The organism is Kordia sp. E (genome assembly GCF_056033805.1).
The window spans coordinates 2,092,233-2,107,905 of record NZ_JBRASR010000002.1; the positions used below are offsets into that span (position 1 = coordinate 2,092,233).

Below are 15,673 nucleotides of genomic sequence, written 5' to 3' on the forward strand. Positions count from 1 at the left end.
ATTTTTGTAAAAAATAAACAAAGACATTCGCTAATTTTCTTACTGTCTAAATAAGAATAACTTTTTCAGCTTAGCTAGCATTTGTGTTTTTCTGTATGAACGAATAAAATGTGCTTGTTTGGAAGTAACCATTTTAGGGATTGCTGCTTTTTTTGCGGCAAAAAAACCTTTCATATATCCTGAAAAGACTGCAAAACTTTTCTTTTTTAAAGCGATTTTAGTAGCCGAAATTAATGAAATCCAAAATCCGTAACCTAATTTATAGAATACTTCACCATGTTTGCGATGCACTTTTTGTTTGTAAGCGTTCCCAGTAGGCTTTAAATGTTTTACATGTAATGATTGATTAACATGTACTTTCCAATTATAAAAACGAGCTAATAATACATCGGCTGTGTCCCAACCTAATGATTTTTGCAATCCGCCAATTTCCTCAAAACACGCTTTTCTATAAGCTTTAAATGGTCCACGTACATGATTTTTATCTGCAATTGTTTCATAAATCCAGTTGCCATTTTTTTCAATAAATGCAAGTCCGCCAGCAATTCCAATCTTTGGATCATCTTTAAAATGATTTCCGATAGTTTCAAAATAGTTATTTGGTAAAATAATATCTGCATCAAGTTTTACAATAATATCAAAATCATTATCTAAGGTTTCAAAACCTTTGTAGAATGCATTAATTACTTTACTGCCAGGCAAATGTTCGTCGGTAGCATTTGTATTTACTTTTGTGATAAACGAATGCTTTTCAATAAACTGATTAATAATAATTTCGGTATCATCAGAAGAATTATCATTTACAACCACAACTTTTGCCGGAAGCTTTGTTTGTGATACAATGGAAGTCAACGTAGCTTTTATATGTGCTGCTTCATTGTGTGCCGGAATGACAATATACGTTTTCATACACTATGCTTTGCGTTCTGCATACACAGCGTAATAACGCGGGATTAAGTGACGTAAAATTGGACGTGGTGCAATTGGTGGACGTGAAGGATTTGTCCATTTCTTTGTTTTAATAATATCCCAACCAGCTTTTTCTAATAGCCAATCAAACTGCCAATCTTCAAATTCATGGTAATGTCTGTCCCAAGGATCAGTTTTACTTCTGTACGCAGTAGCAAACCACAATCGCAATGGAACTGTAACTACAATTTTCTTTGCTTTGATTTCTTTTAAAACATTAAAAGGCGCTACCAAATGTTCAAAAATTTCAAAAGCAGTAACCACTTCAGCATCACTTTCTTGTACGGAAGAAAAATCTACATCTAAATCTTCTCCTTCTGTATTTTCTACAATGTATCCTTCTTTCGCCATAATTTCAGAAAAAGGATTTGGAACGCCTAAGTCTAAAATCTTAGCACCTTCAGGAATGACTTCTTTTAAAAAATCAAGCGTATAGCGATAGCGTTTATGTGGATAAAATTTACTGTACATTTAATGTGTCTTGGTATATACAAATATATGCAAAAGAGTTGTTAGACTTGCGTAGATCGGTTAAATTTTAAATACTTTAACCAAAAGTTAAACATTTAATTCTTGAATCTTTTCATCATTTAAACCAACAATACAGACATTTATGTAAATTTGTGTTGATAAGAATCTCTACGATTGGAAAAACAACAAAAGGAAGTATCATCGCAAGCGCTCAAATTTAGCATTATCAATTACATTGGTGCTGCAATTGGAATTGTGTCTACACTTTTTATTTATCCAAATGACAAAGAATTTTTAGGAATCATTCGGTACATCTTTGATGGTGCACAAATTCTCATGGCGTTTTTTGTATTTGGAACTTCGCAATCGCTGGTCAATTATTTTCCACGTTTTAAAGATATAGCTGAAAAACGAAACATATTTTTCTCCAGTACATTGTTGATTGTCGTTATCAATAGTGTTCTGTTTTCAATTGTTTTCTTGCTCTTAGCAAATTCGTTTTCAAGTATATTGCCAGATTTTCATGCGTTTGATTATATAGAATATTCTATTGTAGTTGGTTTTGCTTTCGCGATTATGGATGTAAGTAAACGACAAGCATCAAATTATAAGAAAATAGCGATTCCTACAGTATTAGAACGCTTTTCTTTAAAAGTATTCTTCCCAACAATATTTTTACTCTTACTAGCAGGAATTATTACTGTTGAAACAGGAAAAATAATTTATGTACTTTGTTTTGTAGCACTCTTTATGATTGCATTATTGTATGTGAAAAAAGTCGCGAATATTCAATTCAATTTTTCTTATAAGAAAGTATTTGATAGTTCGTTTCGAAAGGAATATATAAAATATAGCATGTTTGCTTTTCTAAGTATTTTAGGCTCGTTACTGGCGTTTAAAATAGACGGAATTATGGTGCCAAATTTGATAGAATCAGATGCCATGACTGCAAACGGAACGTATAGTATTGGTGTGGTTTTGGCAGCTACATTGGCAATTCCGGCAATTGGTTTGTATACCATTTACAGTCCAATTATTAGAGAATATATCGCAAAAGATGATATTATTTCATTAGGAAAAAAGTACAAAGAAATTTCCATGTTGTTATTTGCGCTTGGCGGATTTTTGCTGAGTTGTATATTTCTAGGTGTGGATGATTTATTTTCAATTTTACCAACGCGTGAAAACTTACTTGATACAATTCCTGTGATTTTAATTTTGAGTTTTAATGTGGTAATTGATATGAGTACTTCGTTTAATTCGCACATATTATTGTATTCAAAATACTATCGTTTCAACATGGTTGCGATTGCGATTTTAGTCGTGCTAAATATTTCTCTGAATATTTACTTTATCAAATATCTGAACTTAGGAATTGAAGGCGCAGCGTATGCAACGTTGATTTCTATGACATTATACAATAGTGTGAAGCTGATTTTTATCTATTCAAAATATAAAATTCAACCATTCACAAAAAAACATGGTATACTATTAGTAGCGTTTTTAGGAAGTGTAACGGTATTGCACAACGTTCCTACAACCAACAATGTGATTGTAGATATTATTCTAAAAGTAGGAACATGCATGCTCGTGAATGGATTTGTAATTTATAAACTTCGTATGATTCCAATGTTAAACGATTGGATTTCTAGTAAAATAGGAGTGAAGTAATCGTTTAGTTTCTTGATGTAAACGACTCTTTAGACAATCATTTTTCTTAAATTGAATTGTAGACGTAACCTTTTTCGTCTGTAAAGTATCTTATCTATGTAACTTAAAAATATAATATGATGACAGAAATAGGAATACGAATGGATAACTTAGTTGTTATTTTAGCAATGGGGCTTATTATTATCATTTATTTGGCTTGGATGGTAAGATATAAAGCAAAAGCAAAAGAACGTTTGTTGATTATTGAAAAAAATTACGATGTAGATAAACTGATGGAGAAGAAAAAAAGCGGTTTTAACTTTCTGAAAACAGGTATTATTCTTTTGACTACTTCTATTGGTGCTGTTATTGGTTTTTCGATATTGGTGAATTTTTCTTTAGGTTTAAATAAAGGGCTCATCCTTTTTATATCCATATTCATGTTTGCGGGCATTGGAATGATCATAGCAAGCAAAGTAGACAAATCTAAAACAGAATAGTATATGGATGACATCTACATACAAAAAGTACTAGATGGTAACCAAGATGCGTTTCGTTTCTTAATTAAGAAATACAAAAATCTATCGTATTCGTATGCAATGTCCGTTGTGAAAGACGAATTTATCGCCCAAGAAGTTTTGCAGACTTCATTTATTAAAGCATATACAAAACTTTATACCTTTAAAAGAAATGCGAAATTTAGTACTTGGCTTTATAGGATTGTTGTCAATGAAGCTTTTAAAGTTTTAAACAAACGTAAAAAGGACTTTTTAGTGTATGAAGAAATGATAGTGCATGACCAAACTGAAGCTGATGAAATGCTTTCAAAAACGGATGTAGACTATCAGAAATACTACATTAATGAAGCACTAAAAAAGTTAGGAGCAAAGGAAAGTTTAGGACTACGTTTATTCTATTTAGAGGAACACAGTATTAAAGAAATTGAGGACATTACAGGTTGGAACAAAACCAATATTAAAGTATTACTACATCGTGGAAGAAATAATATGAAGAAAATATTAACGATGCATTATAAAGATAACGAACAAACATTTGACCAATGGATGAATTAGAAAAGAACGATGCTTTTGCGGATTTGATGACGAAAAGTAAGCTAGAAATGCCTTTTTCTGATTTTGAAGATTCAATAATGCACCTTATTGAAGAAAAGGCAGCTAAAAAAAGTAAGATCATGAAAGAGCTTAAGCTTTCAAGGGTTTTCTTTATTATCGGATCTATATTTGGTTTTGTAATAGCGATACTGTTATCGCAACTAAAAGAACCGCTTCTTGGAGTCGATCAAAACATAATTGCGCTGAGCTTTCAAATAGTATTTGCTACATTATTTTTTACGCAAGTGGAATCGTTTTTAAAACTCAAGCAGCGCAACGAATAACAGTATTCTAAAAAAATAGAGTCTATAATTTTGCAAGATGATTTACGCTTCAAATGCTATTATTTCTTTTAAGAATAGTTGAACTCTCTTTATTTTTTTATCGTAAAGGTTCTTGTTTATCCAGAACATTCCAATTAGTCCAAAGCCAATAATAAAAATAATTTCAAATATAAAAAAAGGTATATCTGCATATAAGTCTCGTTGTTGTATAGATTTGAATATTATAGGTAAAGCCGAAATGATGAAAATTGGAAATAGTATTAATTCACGTTTTCGAAATTTTAAAATTAGAAGAGATATAGCAGAAATCTCTTTTTGAATTTCAATAATAGTCAAATTTATAAAATCAACTTTAGAAATTTTAATAGTTTTTACAATAGATAAATAAAAGTAGAAAGCTGCTATTATTACGGCTATAAACCCTGGAATACTAAATTTGAGTTCATTGATGTAAATAATTGAACATATTAAAACAAGGAATGCTGTTATAGCGATGACGATTACGTTTGCTATTTCATGCATAAGAGGTTTAGATAATTCGCGTTTAGATTTGTTTAAATTTCTTTTTGTTAACTCATCTAAGTTTACTGTTATGCTAGACTTAAGTATGTTGTCATTGTTTGTCCAATTTGTTTTTAAATCATCTAATTCCATAACTCTGTAGATTAGTTAAACTGTTCTTTAAGTTTTATTTTTATTCGACTTATTTTGGTTGCGACATTTGTTTTTGAAAGCCCTATGATTTCAGAAATTTCATTATACGTATACTTGTCTAGATATAGCAGAATAATGGCTTTTTCGATATAATTTAATTTTTCTATAAATTCATATAAAAGTTTAATCTTTTCATCAAGTTCTATATCATATTCAGGAAAAGTTAAGACTGATTTTTCAACAATAGAAGCTCTTTTTTTCTCAACTAAGCTTTTCCTGTAATGCGAAATTGCGGTATTTAATGCGATTTTATATATCCAAGTAGAAATTTGAACACTTCCATTATATTTTTTAAACGAATTCCATAATTGAATCAGAATCTCCTGTTCTAAATCTTTACGATCGTTTAGATTACAATAAGAATTGCAAACTTTGAAAATTAAGCCTTTATGATTTTCAATTATAGATATAAACTTTTTTTCATCCATTAATAACTCAGTTCTTTATATCATTATTCGCAGAAATAAATAAAAATCACAGTTTTTTTGGATATTATTTTTTGCTAATGTGTTTGTTAAAGTTACTTTTTGCAAAAAATTAAAGCCTATATAGTAGATTCAAATTGACCAGCATTATAGTTACTAGTCGTAATCTTTCTTTATAAAGAAGTTCGATATCTCATCATTATTTTATGAGAATTACTACTTTTTTGATGATAATACATCTTGCTTTTATCTAAAGTCAACGTAGGCGCTTCAACCAAATTTGCAATACTTTCAGAAAATAGAACGCTTGGAGTTGAAAATTCTGCTGACGAATTACTTCTAACAGCAACGCATATTTCAAAAGTTGTACTTGGTGTAATTTGACCTTTTAAATAACGTGTGAAATACAATTCTAAATTATCACTACTTATACATGGCGCGTAATAAATATAATTTGCATCATTAATGTTTTGTAAGATGGCTGCTGAATTTGGAAGTGTATTAAATGTGGAAGCATTACTTTTTTGTGCAATTCCAAGTATTGTTTCGCAAGGACCTTGACAAGTTGCATTATCAAACCGTGCATTATTGAAGTACAAAAACTGTCCGTCCAAGCTTATTCCATGATCCATTACAAGCCAGCCAGGAGTATTCATATTAAAATTTCCTTGTACTCGTCCAATATTGCTAACGGTTCCTGCATTAAAAGTGCCATGAAAAAGATTATTCAATTCAGCAGGATAATTTCGAGTTGATGTCCAGTAAAAATTTCCGCTACTATCCATATCAGCAACTGCATCTAAATGTGGGCTTGTTGTTTGGTTTACACCTAATAACTCTCCTACATAATTAAACGTTGAATCATTCACCTTAGTTGCATAATAAAGTTTTGTATTAATGCCGTCATTCAAATTATTAAAGAACAGATAATTTCCATCAGGAGATATAAACGGTTCCATAGCATCAAACGATAAACCATTAATAGTTACTTCGATTTCAACACCAAATGAAGGATATGTCGTAACATTATGAATGTCATTGTCATTTGATGAACAAGATAGTAGTACGAATGATATGCATATAATTTTAAAAAGAGTTTTCATGGATCATTCTTTATGTTATAGCAATATATATGATTAACTGTGTTGACTTGAACTAAGTTAATAAAAGAAAATGAACTACAGGGAAATCTTATAGGTTTTTAGGACATATAGAATCTATACGAATTATTTGTTTTTTGAGGCATTCAACGATAATTTTAATAATTCATTGGCTACTGGATCAACACTAGATTGCGCTCTTGATGTATTCGCTAAAATGATGCTAACTGATTTTTTGCTAGGAACAATAAAAAGAAATGAAGTACTTCCTGTTTGCCCTCCTGGATGTCCAATAATAGCGCCTTCATTAGGTTTTTTTGCATACAAGAACCATCCAAAACCATACGCATTATTTTCTTTTTCCAAACTGTGATGTTGGCGCATAAGATTTAATGTGCTTTCTTTTACGAAAACATTATTCAATACTCCATTTCCGAACTTTAACATGTCTTCTGCAGTTGTATAAAATCCTCCAGCTGGAATTCTATTACTCAAATTATTTTCTTTGGCCTTTTTAGCTTTCCCTTTTCCATTATTACGAGAATACAACTCCGATTTGTTTTCCATTTTCACGCCAAATTTATCAACGCCAGTTTTCGTCATTCCAGCTTTATCCCAAATATTTTTTTGCATATATGCTTCAAAAGTAAGCCCTGAAACACGTTCAATAATAACTCCTAAAACTGTATAGCCATAGGTTGTATAACTGTATTGAGTGCCAGGTTCAAATAACAATGCTCTGTCTTTAAATAAAGATAACGCATCATAAAGTGTTGGATAGTTTTTTGTTGTATTAGATTCTCTTCCGTCTTTATAACCTGCAATTCCTGATGTGTGCGATAATAGATGTCTTGCGGTAATTTGAGTTTTTGAATGTTTAGGATAATCCGGAATATACGTTTGTATTGGCACATCTAAGTCTAATGAACCTTGCTCTACCAATTGCATAACGGCTAATGCAGTCATTGGTTTTGCAATAGAACCCATTCGTAGTTGGGTTTCTGTTGTAAATTGTTGTTTAGCTTTTTTATTTGCATATCCAGCCGCACTTATTGCTATCGTTTTACCGTCAACACTGTAAGCAGCTACAACGCCCATTACCTTTTTTTCTGAAACTATTTTGTCTAATAATACACTTACTTCTTTATGTTTGTCTTGTGAAATTCCTATAAAGGATACTAAAAAAGTAACTGTTAAGATTATATATTTTTTCATTGTTTATGTATTTATGAAGTTTTTGTTGGTTTCAAAAATAGAAATGAAAATTATTGTAAGCCCCTATTTTATTGCGATTGTGGCGAATCTGTCGTTTTAAGGGATGAATGATTCAAGGCTAATACGTCCTTTTTGTAATTTTTAGAAACAGGAACTTCTATTCCAGTCAATAAAATTCTAGCCGAATCTTTCCATTCTTTAAAATGAATTGGATTTATTAAATGCGAACGATGCACTCTCATTAATTCGGGTAGTTGTAGTTCAATATTTTTTAAAGTAGTTCTTAGTAGCTTTTTATTCAATACATCATTTATTAAATAACTTACTTCTACATAATTATCCGCGCTTGAAATACAAATTAATTCTGGACTTTCTATTTGAAGGATATCTAACTTATTATCACCTTTTAAAACTATCTTTTTTGAATCAAGATGAATATCCTTTTTGTTTAAAAACCATTTTGCAAAAATAATTATCGGCAATAGTATAAAGAAAATTGGATAGTAAACTTCGAGTGTAAATTTTGTAAAAGAATATTCACCATTAACGATGCTAGATTTATAATATATATAACTACCAACTAGCACTAGAATATTAAATAGAATTATATGAAGTACTTCAAATAAAAGGAACTGTTTGCGCATTTTTTTAGTAGCCCAAATTTGAAATGGAATTAATACAATGTATCCCAAAAATGAAATGATACCATACATTGGCATTATTTGTAATCGTATAGTAAAAGGAAGTTCTGCAATATCAAAAGGAGCAATTATAATTAGAAAAATAGAAATCCAAACAGCAATTATAAGTGCAGTTAAAAAGTGATATATATATGTTTTATTTAATTTTAATAAGGACATTGAAATCTATTAGTGCTACTCAAATGAATAGTAGTGTATTTTGTGCAACTAATTTAGCAAATACAAACCAAATAGAAAGTAGTCTATTTCTGAATTGTTTCAATAGATGTTATAATTCCTTTAATGAGGGAAGAACTAAACCCTTGATGCTCCATTTCGTTCAATCCGGCAATAGTACAACCTTTTGGTGTGGTTACTTTGTCGATTTCTTCTTCAGGATGATTGCCATTTTGAAGTAATAATTCGCTAGCTCCTTTTACGGTTTGTGAAGCAATTTTTGTGGCAGTTTTGGCATCAAATCCAATTTCAATTCCACCTTGAATCATAGCTCTGATAAAACGCAATGCATAGGCAATTCCACAAGCACCTAAAACAGTTGCAGCGTCCATTAAACCTTCATCAATTTCTATAGTTTCACCAAGTGCGTCAAAAATGAATTTGGTTTTAGATATGTTTTCTGCGGAAGCATTTTTAGAAGCTAAACAAGTCATTGATTGACTAATAGCAGCTGCTGTATTTGGCATAGCGCGAATAACCTGAATATTTGAAGCTAAACAATTAGAAAGTTGTGCTAGTGAAAAATCACTAATCACAGAAATTACTAAATGATCAGGTGTAATATGTGAAGCTAATTCTTTTAGAACGCTTTCAATACGATATGGTTTTAGGGCGAAAATTAAGATTTTTGATTGTTGTACAGCTTCTATATTGTCAGAAGTTGTACGTATGTTTTGCGCTTTTAAATCATCTAAAAGAGTAACTTTTGTACGTGTTACATAAATTTGCTGAGGATTATAATTGTTTTTCAATAATCCTTGTGCAATAGATCTTCCTAAATTTCCGCCACCAATAATGGCAATCGTATCTTGATTCATGTTTAATATTTATACACAATTGCATTGATGTTCATTCCGGCACCAACACTAGCAAACATAATAATATCGCCTTTATTTATTTCTTGATTCTCTACTTGTCCTTTCGTTACCATATCAAATAAAGTTGGAATTGTAGCAACCGAACTGTTTCCTAAATCATGGATTGTCATTGGCATAATACCTTCAGGAACTTCCTTGTCGTACAATCCGTAAAAACGTTCTACGATGGCTTCGTCCATTTTTTCATTTGCTTGATGAATAAAGATTTTCTTCAAACTTTCAATAGGAATATTACTTTTGTCCAAACATGCTTTCATAGCAGATGGAACATGTGTTAAAGCAAATTCATATATTTTTCGACCATACATTTTAATGTAACGTGTGTCTTCATCTAATGCAGTATTATATGATTTTCCAAAGAATAAATAATGCGCTTCGTCATACGTATACGATGCAGATTCATGTGAAATAATGCCGCTATCGTCATTAGAAACTTCAATAACAGTTGCGCCAGCACCATCAGAGTAGATCATAGAGTCACGATCATGTTTGTCAACAACTCTTGATAATGTTTCAGAACCAATGACTAAACATTTTTTAGCAATTCCTGCCTTTATAAATGCATACCCTTGTATCATGCCTTCAAGCCAACCTGGACAACCAAATACAACATCATAGGCTACACATTTTGGATTTTTAATTCGTAAACTATGTTTTACTCTACTTGCTAAACTTGGAACTGCATCACTTTGAATTGAGCCTTTTTTAACATCACCAAAGTTCTGTGCAAAAATGATGTAGTCTAATTCTTCAGGATCAATTTTAGCATTCGCAATAGCTTTTTCAGCAGCAAAGAAACCTAAGTCTGAAGAGCTATGTTGTTTTTCAGCATATCTGCGTTCATCAATTCCAGTAATGGACTTGAATTTTTTTATAATAATATTCGTATTCTGTTTAAAAGGGCTACCATCGTCATTTAGGAATTCATGCTGGAGGAAATCTTCATTTGTTTCAACTTCAGAGGGAATATAGCATCCTGTCCCAGTTATTTTGACATTCATACCAATATCAGTTTTTAAGATTTAAGACAACTAAATTAATCATTATAATGTGTGATTATTTGAGATAAGAAGCGGAAATTTTAATTTTTGCGGATAATTCACTCATATGTTAAGGTTTTGAATAATTATCAGAAAAACCCTCAAATAATGATAATAATGCAAAAAAAAGATAAGGGGAAATGAAAAAAGGAGCGTTCAATAAAACGCTCCTTAGTTATTCTTATGCTTCTGCGTACGCTTCAATTGGCGCACATGTACAGATTAAGTTTCTATCTCCATAGGCATCATCAACTCTACGAACTGATGGCCAGAATTTATTTTCCGCTACATATGGTAATGGAAATGCAGCTTTTTGACGTGAATATGGAAGGTTCCATTCTTCAGCTGTTAGCATACCTAAAGTGTGTGGTGCATTTTTCATCACGTTATTTGTATCATCAGCTTCTGCTTCTGAAATTTCACTGCGAATTGCTAACATAGCATCACAGAAAGTGTCTAATTCTGACAGACTTTCACTTTCCGTTGGTTCAATCATAATTGTTCCACCAACTGGAAACGATACTGTCGGTGCATGGAATCCATAATCCATTAAACGCTTTGCAATATCTGTTACTTCAATTCCATGTTGTTTATATGGTCTACAATCAATGATCATTTCGTGTGCACATCTTCCACGTTCGTTTGTGTATAGAATAGCATATTCGTCCTCTAAACGTGCTTTGATATAGTTTGCATTTAAGATAGCATATTCTGTGGCTTCTGTTAATCCTTTTGAACCTAACATTGCAATGTATCCATAAGAGATTAAACATACTAATGAACTTCCCCATGGTGCAGAAGAAATTGCTGTAATTGCTTTTTCTCCACCAGTTTTAATAATTGGATTGCTTGGTAAGAAAGGAACTAAGTGTGCAGCAGCACATATTGGTCCAACTCCTGGTCCACCACCACCATGTGGAATTGCAAATGTTTTGTGTAGGTTTAGGTGACAAACATCTGCGCCAATTGTTGCAGGATTTGTCAATCCAACTTGTGCATTCATGTTTGCACCATCCATATATACTTGTCCACCATTGTCGTGGATGATTTGTGTAATTTCTTTAATTGTAGATTCAAAAACTCCGTGTGTTGATGGATATGTAACCATTAACGCAGCTAAATTATCTTTATGCTTTAGTGCTTTTTCACGTAAATCTTCTACATCAATGTTTCCATCTTCTGTTGTTTTGGTTACAACAACTTTCATTCCTGCCATTACTGCACTTGCCGGATTTGTTCCGTGTGCTGAAGCTGGAATTAAACAGATATTTCTGTGTGTATCTCCATTTGATTCATGATACGCTCTAATAACCATTAATCCTGCAAATTCTCCTTGTGCTCCAGAGTTTGGTTGCAATGAAGTTCCTGCGAATCCTGTAATTACATTTAATTGATGCTCTAATTCTTTTAATAGAATTTGATATCCTTCTGCTTGTTCAACAGGGACAAATGGATGAATGTTATTCCATTGTGCCGAACTTAACGATAACATTTCCGCTGCAGCGTTTAATTTCATCGTACATGAACCTAACGCAATCATTGAATGATTTAAGGATAAATCTTTACGCTCTAGTTTTTTGATATAACGCATCATTTTTGTTTCAGAATGATAACTATTAAAAACAGGTTCTTCTAAGAAAGTAGTTTTTCTAGCAACTGATGTTTCTATTTTAGAGACATTTGTTTTTTCTATTGCTATTGTTTCTTTTGAAGCAACAGCAGCAAAAATAAATGCAATATCATTTAAGTCACGAGCAGTTGTAGCTTCATTGATAGAAATTCCAACTGTATTTTCATCAATATATAAGAAATTTACTTCGTTTTGTTCTGCGATTTCTCTAACTGTTGAAGCATTAGCTTTGATTACAATTGTATCAAAATACGCTGTATTTGTTTGTTGAAAACCTAGCTTTTCTAGCGTATTTGCTAAATCAACTGTATTTTCATGTACTTTATTTGCAATATATTTTAAACCATTTGGACCGTGATATACAGCGTACATTCCAGCCATGACAGCTAGTAATACTTGTGCCGTACAAATGTTAGAAGTTGCTTTGTCTCTTTTAATATGTTGTTCACGTGTTTGAAGCGCCATACGCAATGCACGATTACCATCTGTATCTTTGGTTACACCAATAATACGACCTGGAATGTGGCGTTTGTATTCTTCTTTTGTAGCAAAGAATGCTGCGTGTGGTCCACCATATCCTAATGGAATTCCGAAACGTTGCGTAGTTCCAACAACTACATCAACTCCGAAATTACCTGGAGATTCTAGTAATACTAAGCTTAAAATATCTGCAGCAACAGCAACTTTAATCTCGTTTTCGTTTGCTTTTTCAGTAAATGCTCTGTAATCAAAGATTTGTCCGTGCTTTCCAGGATATTGTAATAAAGCTCCAAAATACTCAGTAGAGAAATCGAATTCCTTATGATCTCCAAAAACTAATTCAATTCCAATTGGAATCGCTCTTGTTTTTAACAACGAAATTGTTTGTGGTAATACTTCGTTTGAGACAAAGAATTTTGAAACACCAGCTTTCTTTTGCGCTCTTGATCGAACTGCAAATAACATTCCCATTGCTTCAGCAGCAGCTGTACTTTCATCTAATAGAGAAGCATTTGCTATTTCCATTCCTGTTAAGTCAGTTACTACTGTTTGGAAATTTAATAAAGCTTCCAGTCTTCCTTGTGCAATTTCAGCTTGATATGGCGTATATGCTGTATACCAACCTGGGTTTTCAAAAATATTGCGTTGTATTACTGCTGGCGTTACAGGTTCGTGATATCCCAATCCAATATATGATTTGAATATTTTGTTGTGTCCTGCAAGGTTTTGCATATGTGACAAAAATTCGTTTTCGCTTAAACCAGCTGGAAGATCCAACGGTGCGTTTAATCGAATTCCGCTAGGAATAGTTTCGTCTATAAGTTGTTCTAGAGAATCAACTCCGATGGTTTTTAACATGTAAGGAACATCTTTTGCGCGTGTTCCATTGTGTCTTAATGAGAAAGAATCCGTATTCATCGACTTTGTATTTTCTTTTATATAGTTGTGTGTTTTTTTTGCTATGCAAAAGTACGATTAAATAATTATATCTTTTAGTTTTATTCTGTAGCGAATATGGAAAGTTTTTAACGAAAAATATAGGTTATGAACAGTTTCGTTATTTTTGTGTGATGAATGTTTTAAAGAAACTTTTCAATTTTTATTTAGATAGTAGTATTCATATAGGTTTAAGTGTGTATGCATTGACATATAGTACACTGATATTATTTCAATTACCTTATGATGAAGCTGTATTGTATTTCACATTTTATAGTACAATTGTTACATATAATTTTATAAAATATGGAAGTTCAGCCAAACGTTATTTTTTTGTAAAAACTAGTTATAAAAAAGGAATTCAAGTATTGAGTTTTATTTGCTTTGGGTTGACATTATTTTATGCGTATCATTTAAAATTTGACACATTGCTTTGGGCAATTGGATTGAGTGTTTTATCATCATTATATATTATTCCATTTTTACCCAAACAGAAAAATTTTAGGGACTTGCCTGGACTCAAAATTTTGATTGTTGGTTTGTGTTGGGCAGGTGTTACGGTAATATTACCTTTAGTAAATACTAGCGCTTATGACTCATATGAATTAATACATGTGATTCTTCTTAGGTTTGACGAATCGACAATTTTATTTTTGATACAGCGTGTATTGTTAATTTTGATTTTGATGATTCCTTTTGAGATTAGTGATTTAAAGTTTGATGCATCAGGTTTAGGAACGATGCCACAACGAATTGGAGTTGGAAAGACAAAATTGATTGCTTATGGCTGGATTTTACTTTTTATAGCTATTGAATTCTGGCAAACAGCAATATATTCAACAGTATTTTTTAGTACTATTGGACTGAGCATTTTATTAGCAATAGTAGTTTGGCAAGCAAGCATAAAAAAATCGAAATACTTTACATCTTTTTGGGTAGAAAGTATTCCGATTGTATGGTTTTTAGCACTACTTTTTTTGTAGCCTAATATTTGCTTATTTCTTCTTGCAGTTTGCGTTGCATTTCTGCTTTCTTGTCGTTTTCGATGGCTTCAATCTTAGATTTTTGCATCAATTTTGTTAACTTGTTGTTATTGCCTGAATAGGCTCTAGTGATACGACACCAAGATAATCTAACGTTTAGTTTTACTTTTTCCCAAAAACTAGCTTCTCCATATTGTGTCTTATCACAGATATGTTTTGCTTCTTCGCAGGATATAAAAAATTTATTCTTTGTACTCATTTAATTCGATTTAATACCAGTTCTGTTCGAGGCACCCAGAAAGCGCGGTACGTGCTCTGTGAATGATAACCCAAAGGTTAGACGCAGTTATATTTAGATCATTACAAATAGTTTCAGTATCGTATCCTAAAATGGTTTTCATTTTAAAGATAGTGGCTTGTTTTTCAGGAAGTTTATCTAAACAATCTTCGATGGCAAGTCCAAGTTCTTCATTCTGAATTTGATCTTCCGCGTTTTTGTCATAGTTGTCCGCAACGCGTTCTTCTAGCCAATCTCCTTCAGATTCGGAATCAGAATTGTAATTGATTCTTACTTCGGCTTGTCCTTTTTTAGAATTTATTTTACGATAATAATCAATGATTTTTCGTTTCAAAATAGAAATTAGCCACGTTCGTTCGGAAGCTTCTCCTTTAAAATTAGCCATTGATTTTAATCCCGCAAAAAATGTCTCTTGGACTAAGTCTTGGGCAGTTTCTCTATCTTTTACTCTTACAATAGTATAATTGTAAAGGTAATCAGCATAGAGCGTAATCCAGGTATTAGGATCAAGTTTGTGATTTGGCATTGATGGTCTAAATTATTTCTTCAAAAGTAAACGATAATTGTCGAA

17 protein-coding genes are annotated in these 15,673 nt (G+C 31.8%); 5 read left to right on the forward strand and 12 right to left on the reverse strand.

The window, feature by feature from the left end:
• Window positions 1-39: 39 nt before the first annotated feature.
• Window positions 40-909: a glycosyltransferase family 2 protein gene (locus ACUUYC_RS12475; RefSeq protein WP_474266205.1), complete on the reverse strand. Its 870-nt coding sequence runs from the start codon at window positions 907-909 to the stop codon at window positions 40-42.
• A 3-nt stretch (window positions 910-912) separates the two neighbouring features.
• The gene (locus tag ACUUYC_RS12480; RefSeq protein WP_474266206.1) at window positions 913-1,440 is read right to left on the reverse strand and encodes a class I SAM-dependent methyltransferase; all 528 of its coding nucleotides are present in this window, start codon (window positions 1,438-1,440) and stop codon (window positions 913-915) included.
• Window positions 1,441-1,614: 174 nt separating this feature from the next.
• Here ACUUYC_RS12480 and ACUUYC_RS12485 point away from each other — a divergent pair, with 174 nt between their 5' ends.
• The 4 genes from ACUUYC_RS12485 (at window position 1,615) to ACUUYC_RS12500 (ending at window position 4,486) form a co-directional block, all read left to right on the forward strand.
• The gene (locus tag ACUUYC_RS12485; protein WP_474266207.1) at window positions 1,615-3,111 is read left to right on the forward strand and encodes an MATE family efflux transporter; all 1,497 of its coding nucleotides are present in this window, start codon (window positions 1,615-1,617) and stop codon (window positions 3,109-3,111) included.
• Window positions 3,112-3,227: 116 nt separating this feature from the next.
• Window positions 3,228-3,590, forward strand: coding sequence for a DUF6249 domain-containing protein (locus tag ACUUYC_RS12490; protein WP_474266208.1), 363 nt, complete (start codon window positions 3,228-3,230; stop codon window positions 3,588-3,590).
• A 3-nt stretch (window positions 3,591-3,593) separates the two neighbouring features.
• A complete protein-coding gene (locus ACUUYC_RS12495; RefSeq protein ID WP_474266209.1) occupies window positions 3,594-4,163 on the forward strand; it encodes an RNA polymerase sigma factor in 570 nt (189 codons plus the stop codon).
• Complete coding sequence (locus tag ACUUYC_RS12500; RefSeq protein ID WP_474266210.1) at window positions 4,151-4,486, forward strand: hypothetical protein; 336 nt, start codon at window positions 4,151-4,153, stop codon at window positions 4,484-4,486. The genes ACUUYC_RS12495 and ACUUYC_RS12500 overlap by 13 nt, the downstream gene beginning before the upstream one ends.
• Window positions 4,487-4,528: 42 nt before the next feature.
• Here the strand turns inward: ACUUYC_RS12500 and ACUUYC_RS12505 are convergent, their stop codons facing one another.
• From ACUUYC_RS12505 to gcvP, 8 genes are all read right to left on the reverse strand, one after another.
• Window positions 4,529-5,140 (reverse strand): hypothetical protein, encoded by a 612-nt coding sequence (locus tag ACUUYC_RS12505; RefSeq protein WP_474266211.1) that lies wholly within the window; start codon window positions 5,138-5,140, stop codon window positions 4,529-4,531.
• Between the two features lie 11 nt (window positions 5,141-5,151).
• Window positions 5,152-5,628, reverse strand: coding sequence for an RNA polymerase sigma factor (locus ACUUYC_RS12510; protein WP_474266212.1), 477 nt, complete (start codon window positions 5,626-5,628; stop codon window positions 5,152-5,154).
• Between the two features lie 170 nt (window positions 5,629-5,798).
• Complete coding sequence (locus ACUUYC_RS12515) at window positions 5,799-6,728, reverse strand: hypothetical protein (protein ID WP_474266213.1); 930 nt, start codon at window positions 6,726-6,728, stop codon at window positions 5,799-5,801.
• A 123-nt stretch (window positions 6,729-6,851) separates the two neighbouring features.
• Window positions 6,852-7,940, reverse strand: coding sequence for a serine hydrolase domain-containing protein (locus ACUUYC_RS12520; protein ID WP_474266214.1), 1,089 nt, complete (start codon window positions 7,938-7,940; stop codon window positions 6,852-6,854).
• A 68-nt stretch (window positions 7,941-8,008) separates the two neighbouring features.
• Window positions 8,009-8,800, reverse strand: coding sequence for a LytTR family transcriptional regulator DNA-binding domain-containing protein (locus ACUUYC_RS12525; protein ID WP_474266215.1), 792 nt, complete (start codon window positions 8,798-8,800; stop codon window positions 8,009-8,011).
• A gap of 83 nt (window positions 8,801-8,883) precedes the next feature.
• On the reverse strand, window positions 8,884-9,675 hold the full coding sequence (gene proC, locus ACUUYC_RS12530) for a pyrroline-5-carboxylate reductase (protein ID WP_474266217.1): 792 nt from the start codon (window positions 9,673-9,675) through the stop codon (window positions 8,884-8,886).
• A 2-nt stretch (window positions 9,676-9,677) separates the two neighbouring features.
• Window positions 9,678-10,736, reverse strand: a complete 1,059-nt coding sequence (locus tag ACUUYC_RS12535; RefSeq protein ID WP_474266218.1) for a 3-oxoacyl-ACP synthase III family protein — start codon at window positions 10,734-10,736, stop codon at window positions 9,678-9,680.
• 220 nt (window positions 10,737-10,956) lie between these two features.
• Complete coding sequence (gcvP, locus tag ACUUYC_RS12540) at window positions 10,957-13,803, reverse strand: aminomethyl-transferring glycine dehydrogenase (RefSeq protein WP_474266219.1); 2,847 nt, start codon at window positions 13,801-13,803, stop codon at window positions 10,957-10,959.
• A 152-nt stretch (window positions 13,804-13,955) separates the two neighbouring features.
• On the opposite strand from gcvP, the gene ACUUYC_RS12545 reads away from it, so the two are divergent.
• Complete coding sequence (locus ACUUYC_RS12545) at window positions 13,956-14,804, forward strand: UbiA prenyltransferase family protein (protein ID WP_474266220.1); 849 nt, start codon at window positions 13,956-13,958, stop codon at window positions 14,802-14,804.
• A 1-nt stretch (window position 14,805) separates the two neighbouring features.
• Here the strand turns inward: ACUUYC_RS12545 and ACUUYC_RS12550 are convergent, their stop codons facing one another.
• Window positions 14,806-15,063, reverse strand: coding sequence for a hypothetical protein (locus ACUUYC_RS12550; protein ID WP_474266222.1), 258 nt, complete (start codon window positions 15,061-15,063; stop codon window positions 14,806-14,808).
• 10 nt (window positions 15,064-15,073) lie between these two features.
• Entirely contained in the window at window positions 15,074-15,628 is a 555-nt protein-coding gene (locus tag ACUUYC_RS12555) for a sigma-70 family RNA polymerase sigma factor (protein WP_474266223.1), read from the reverse strand.
• Between the last annotated feature and the right edge of the window lie 45 nt (window positions 15,629-15,673).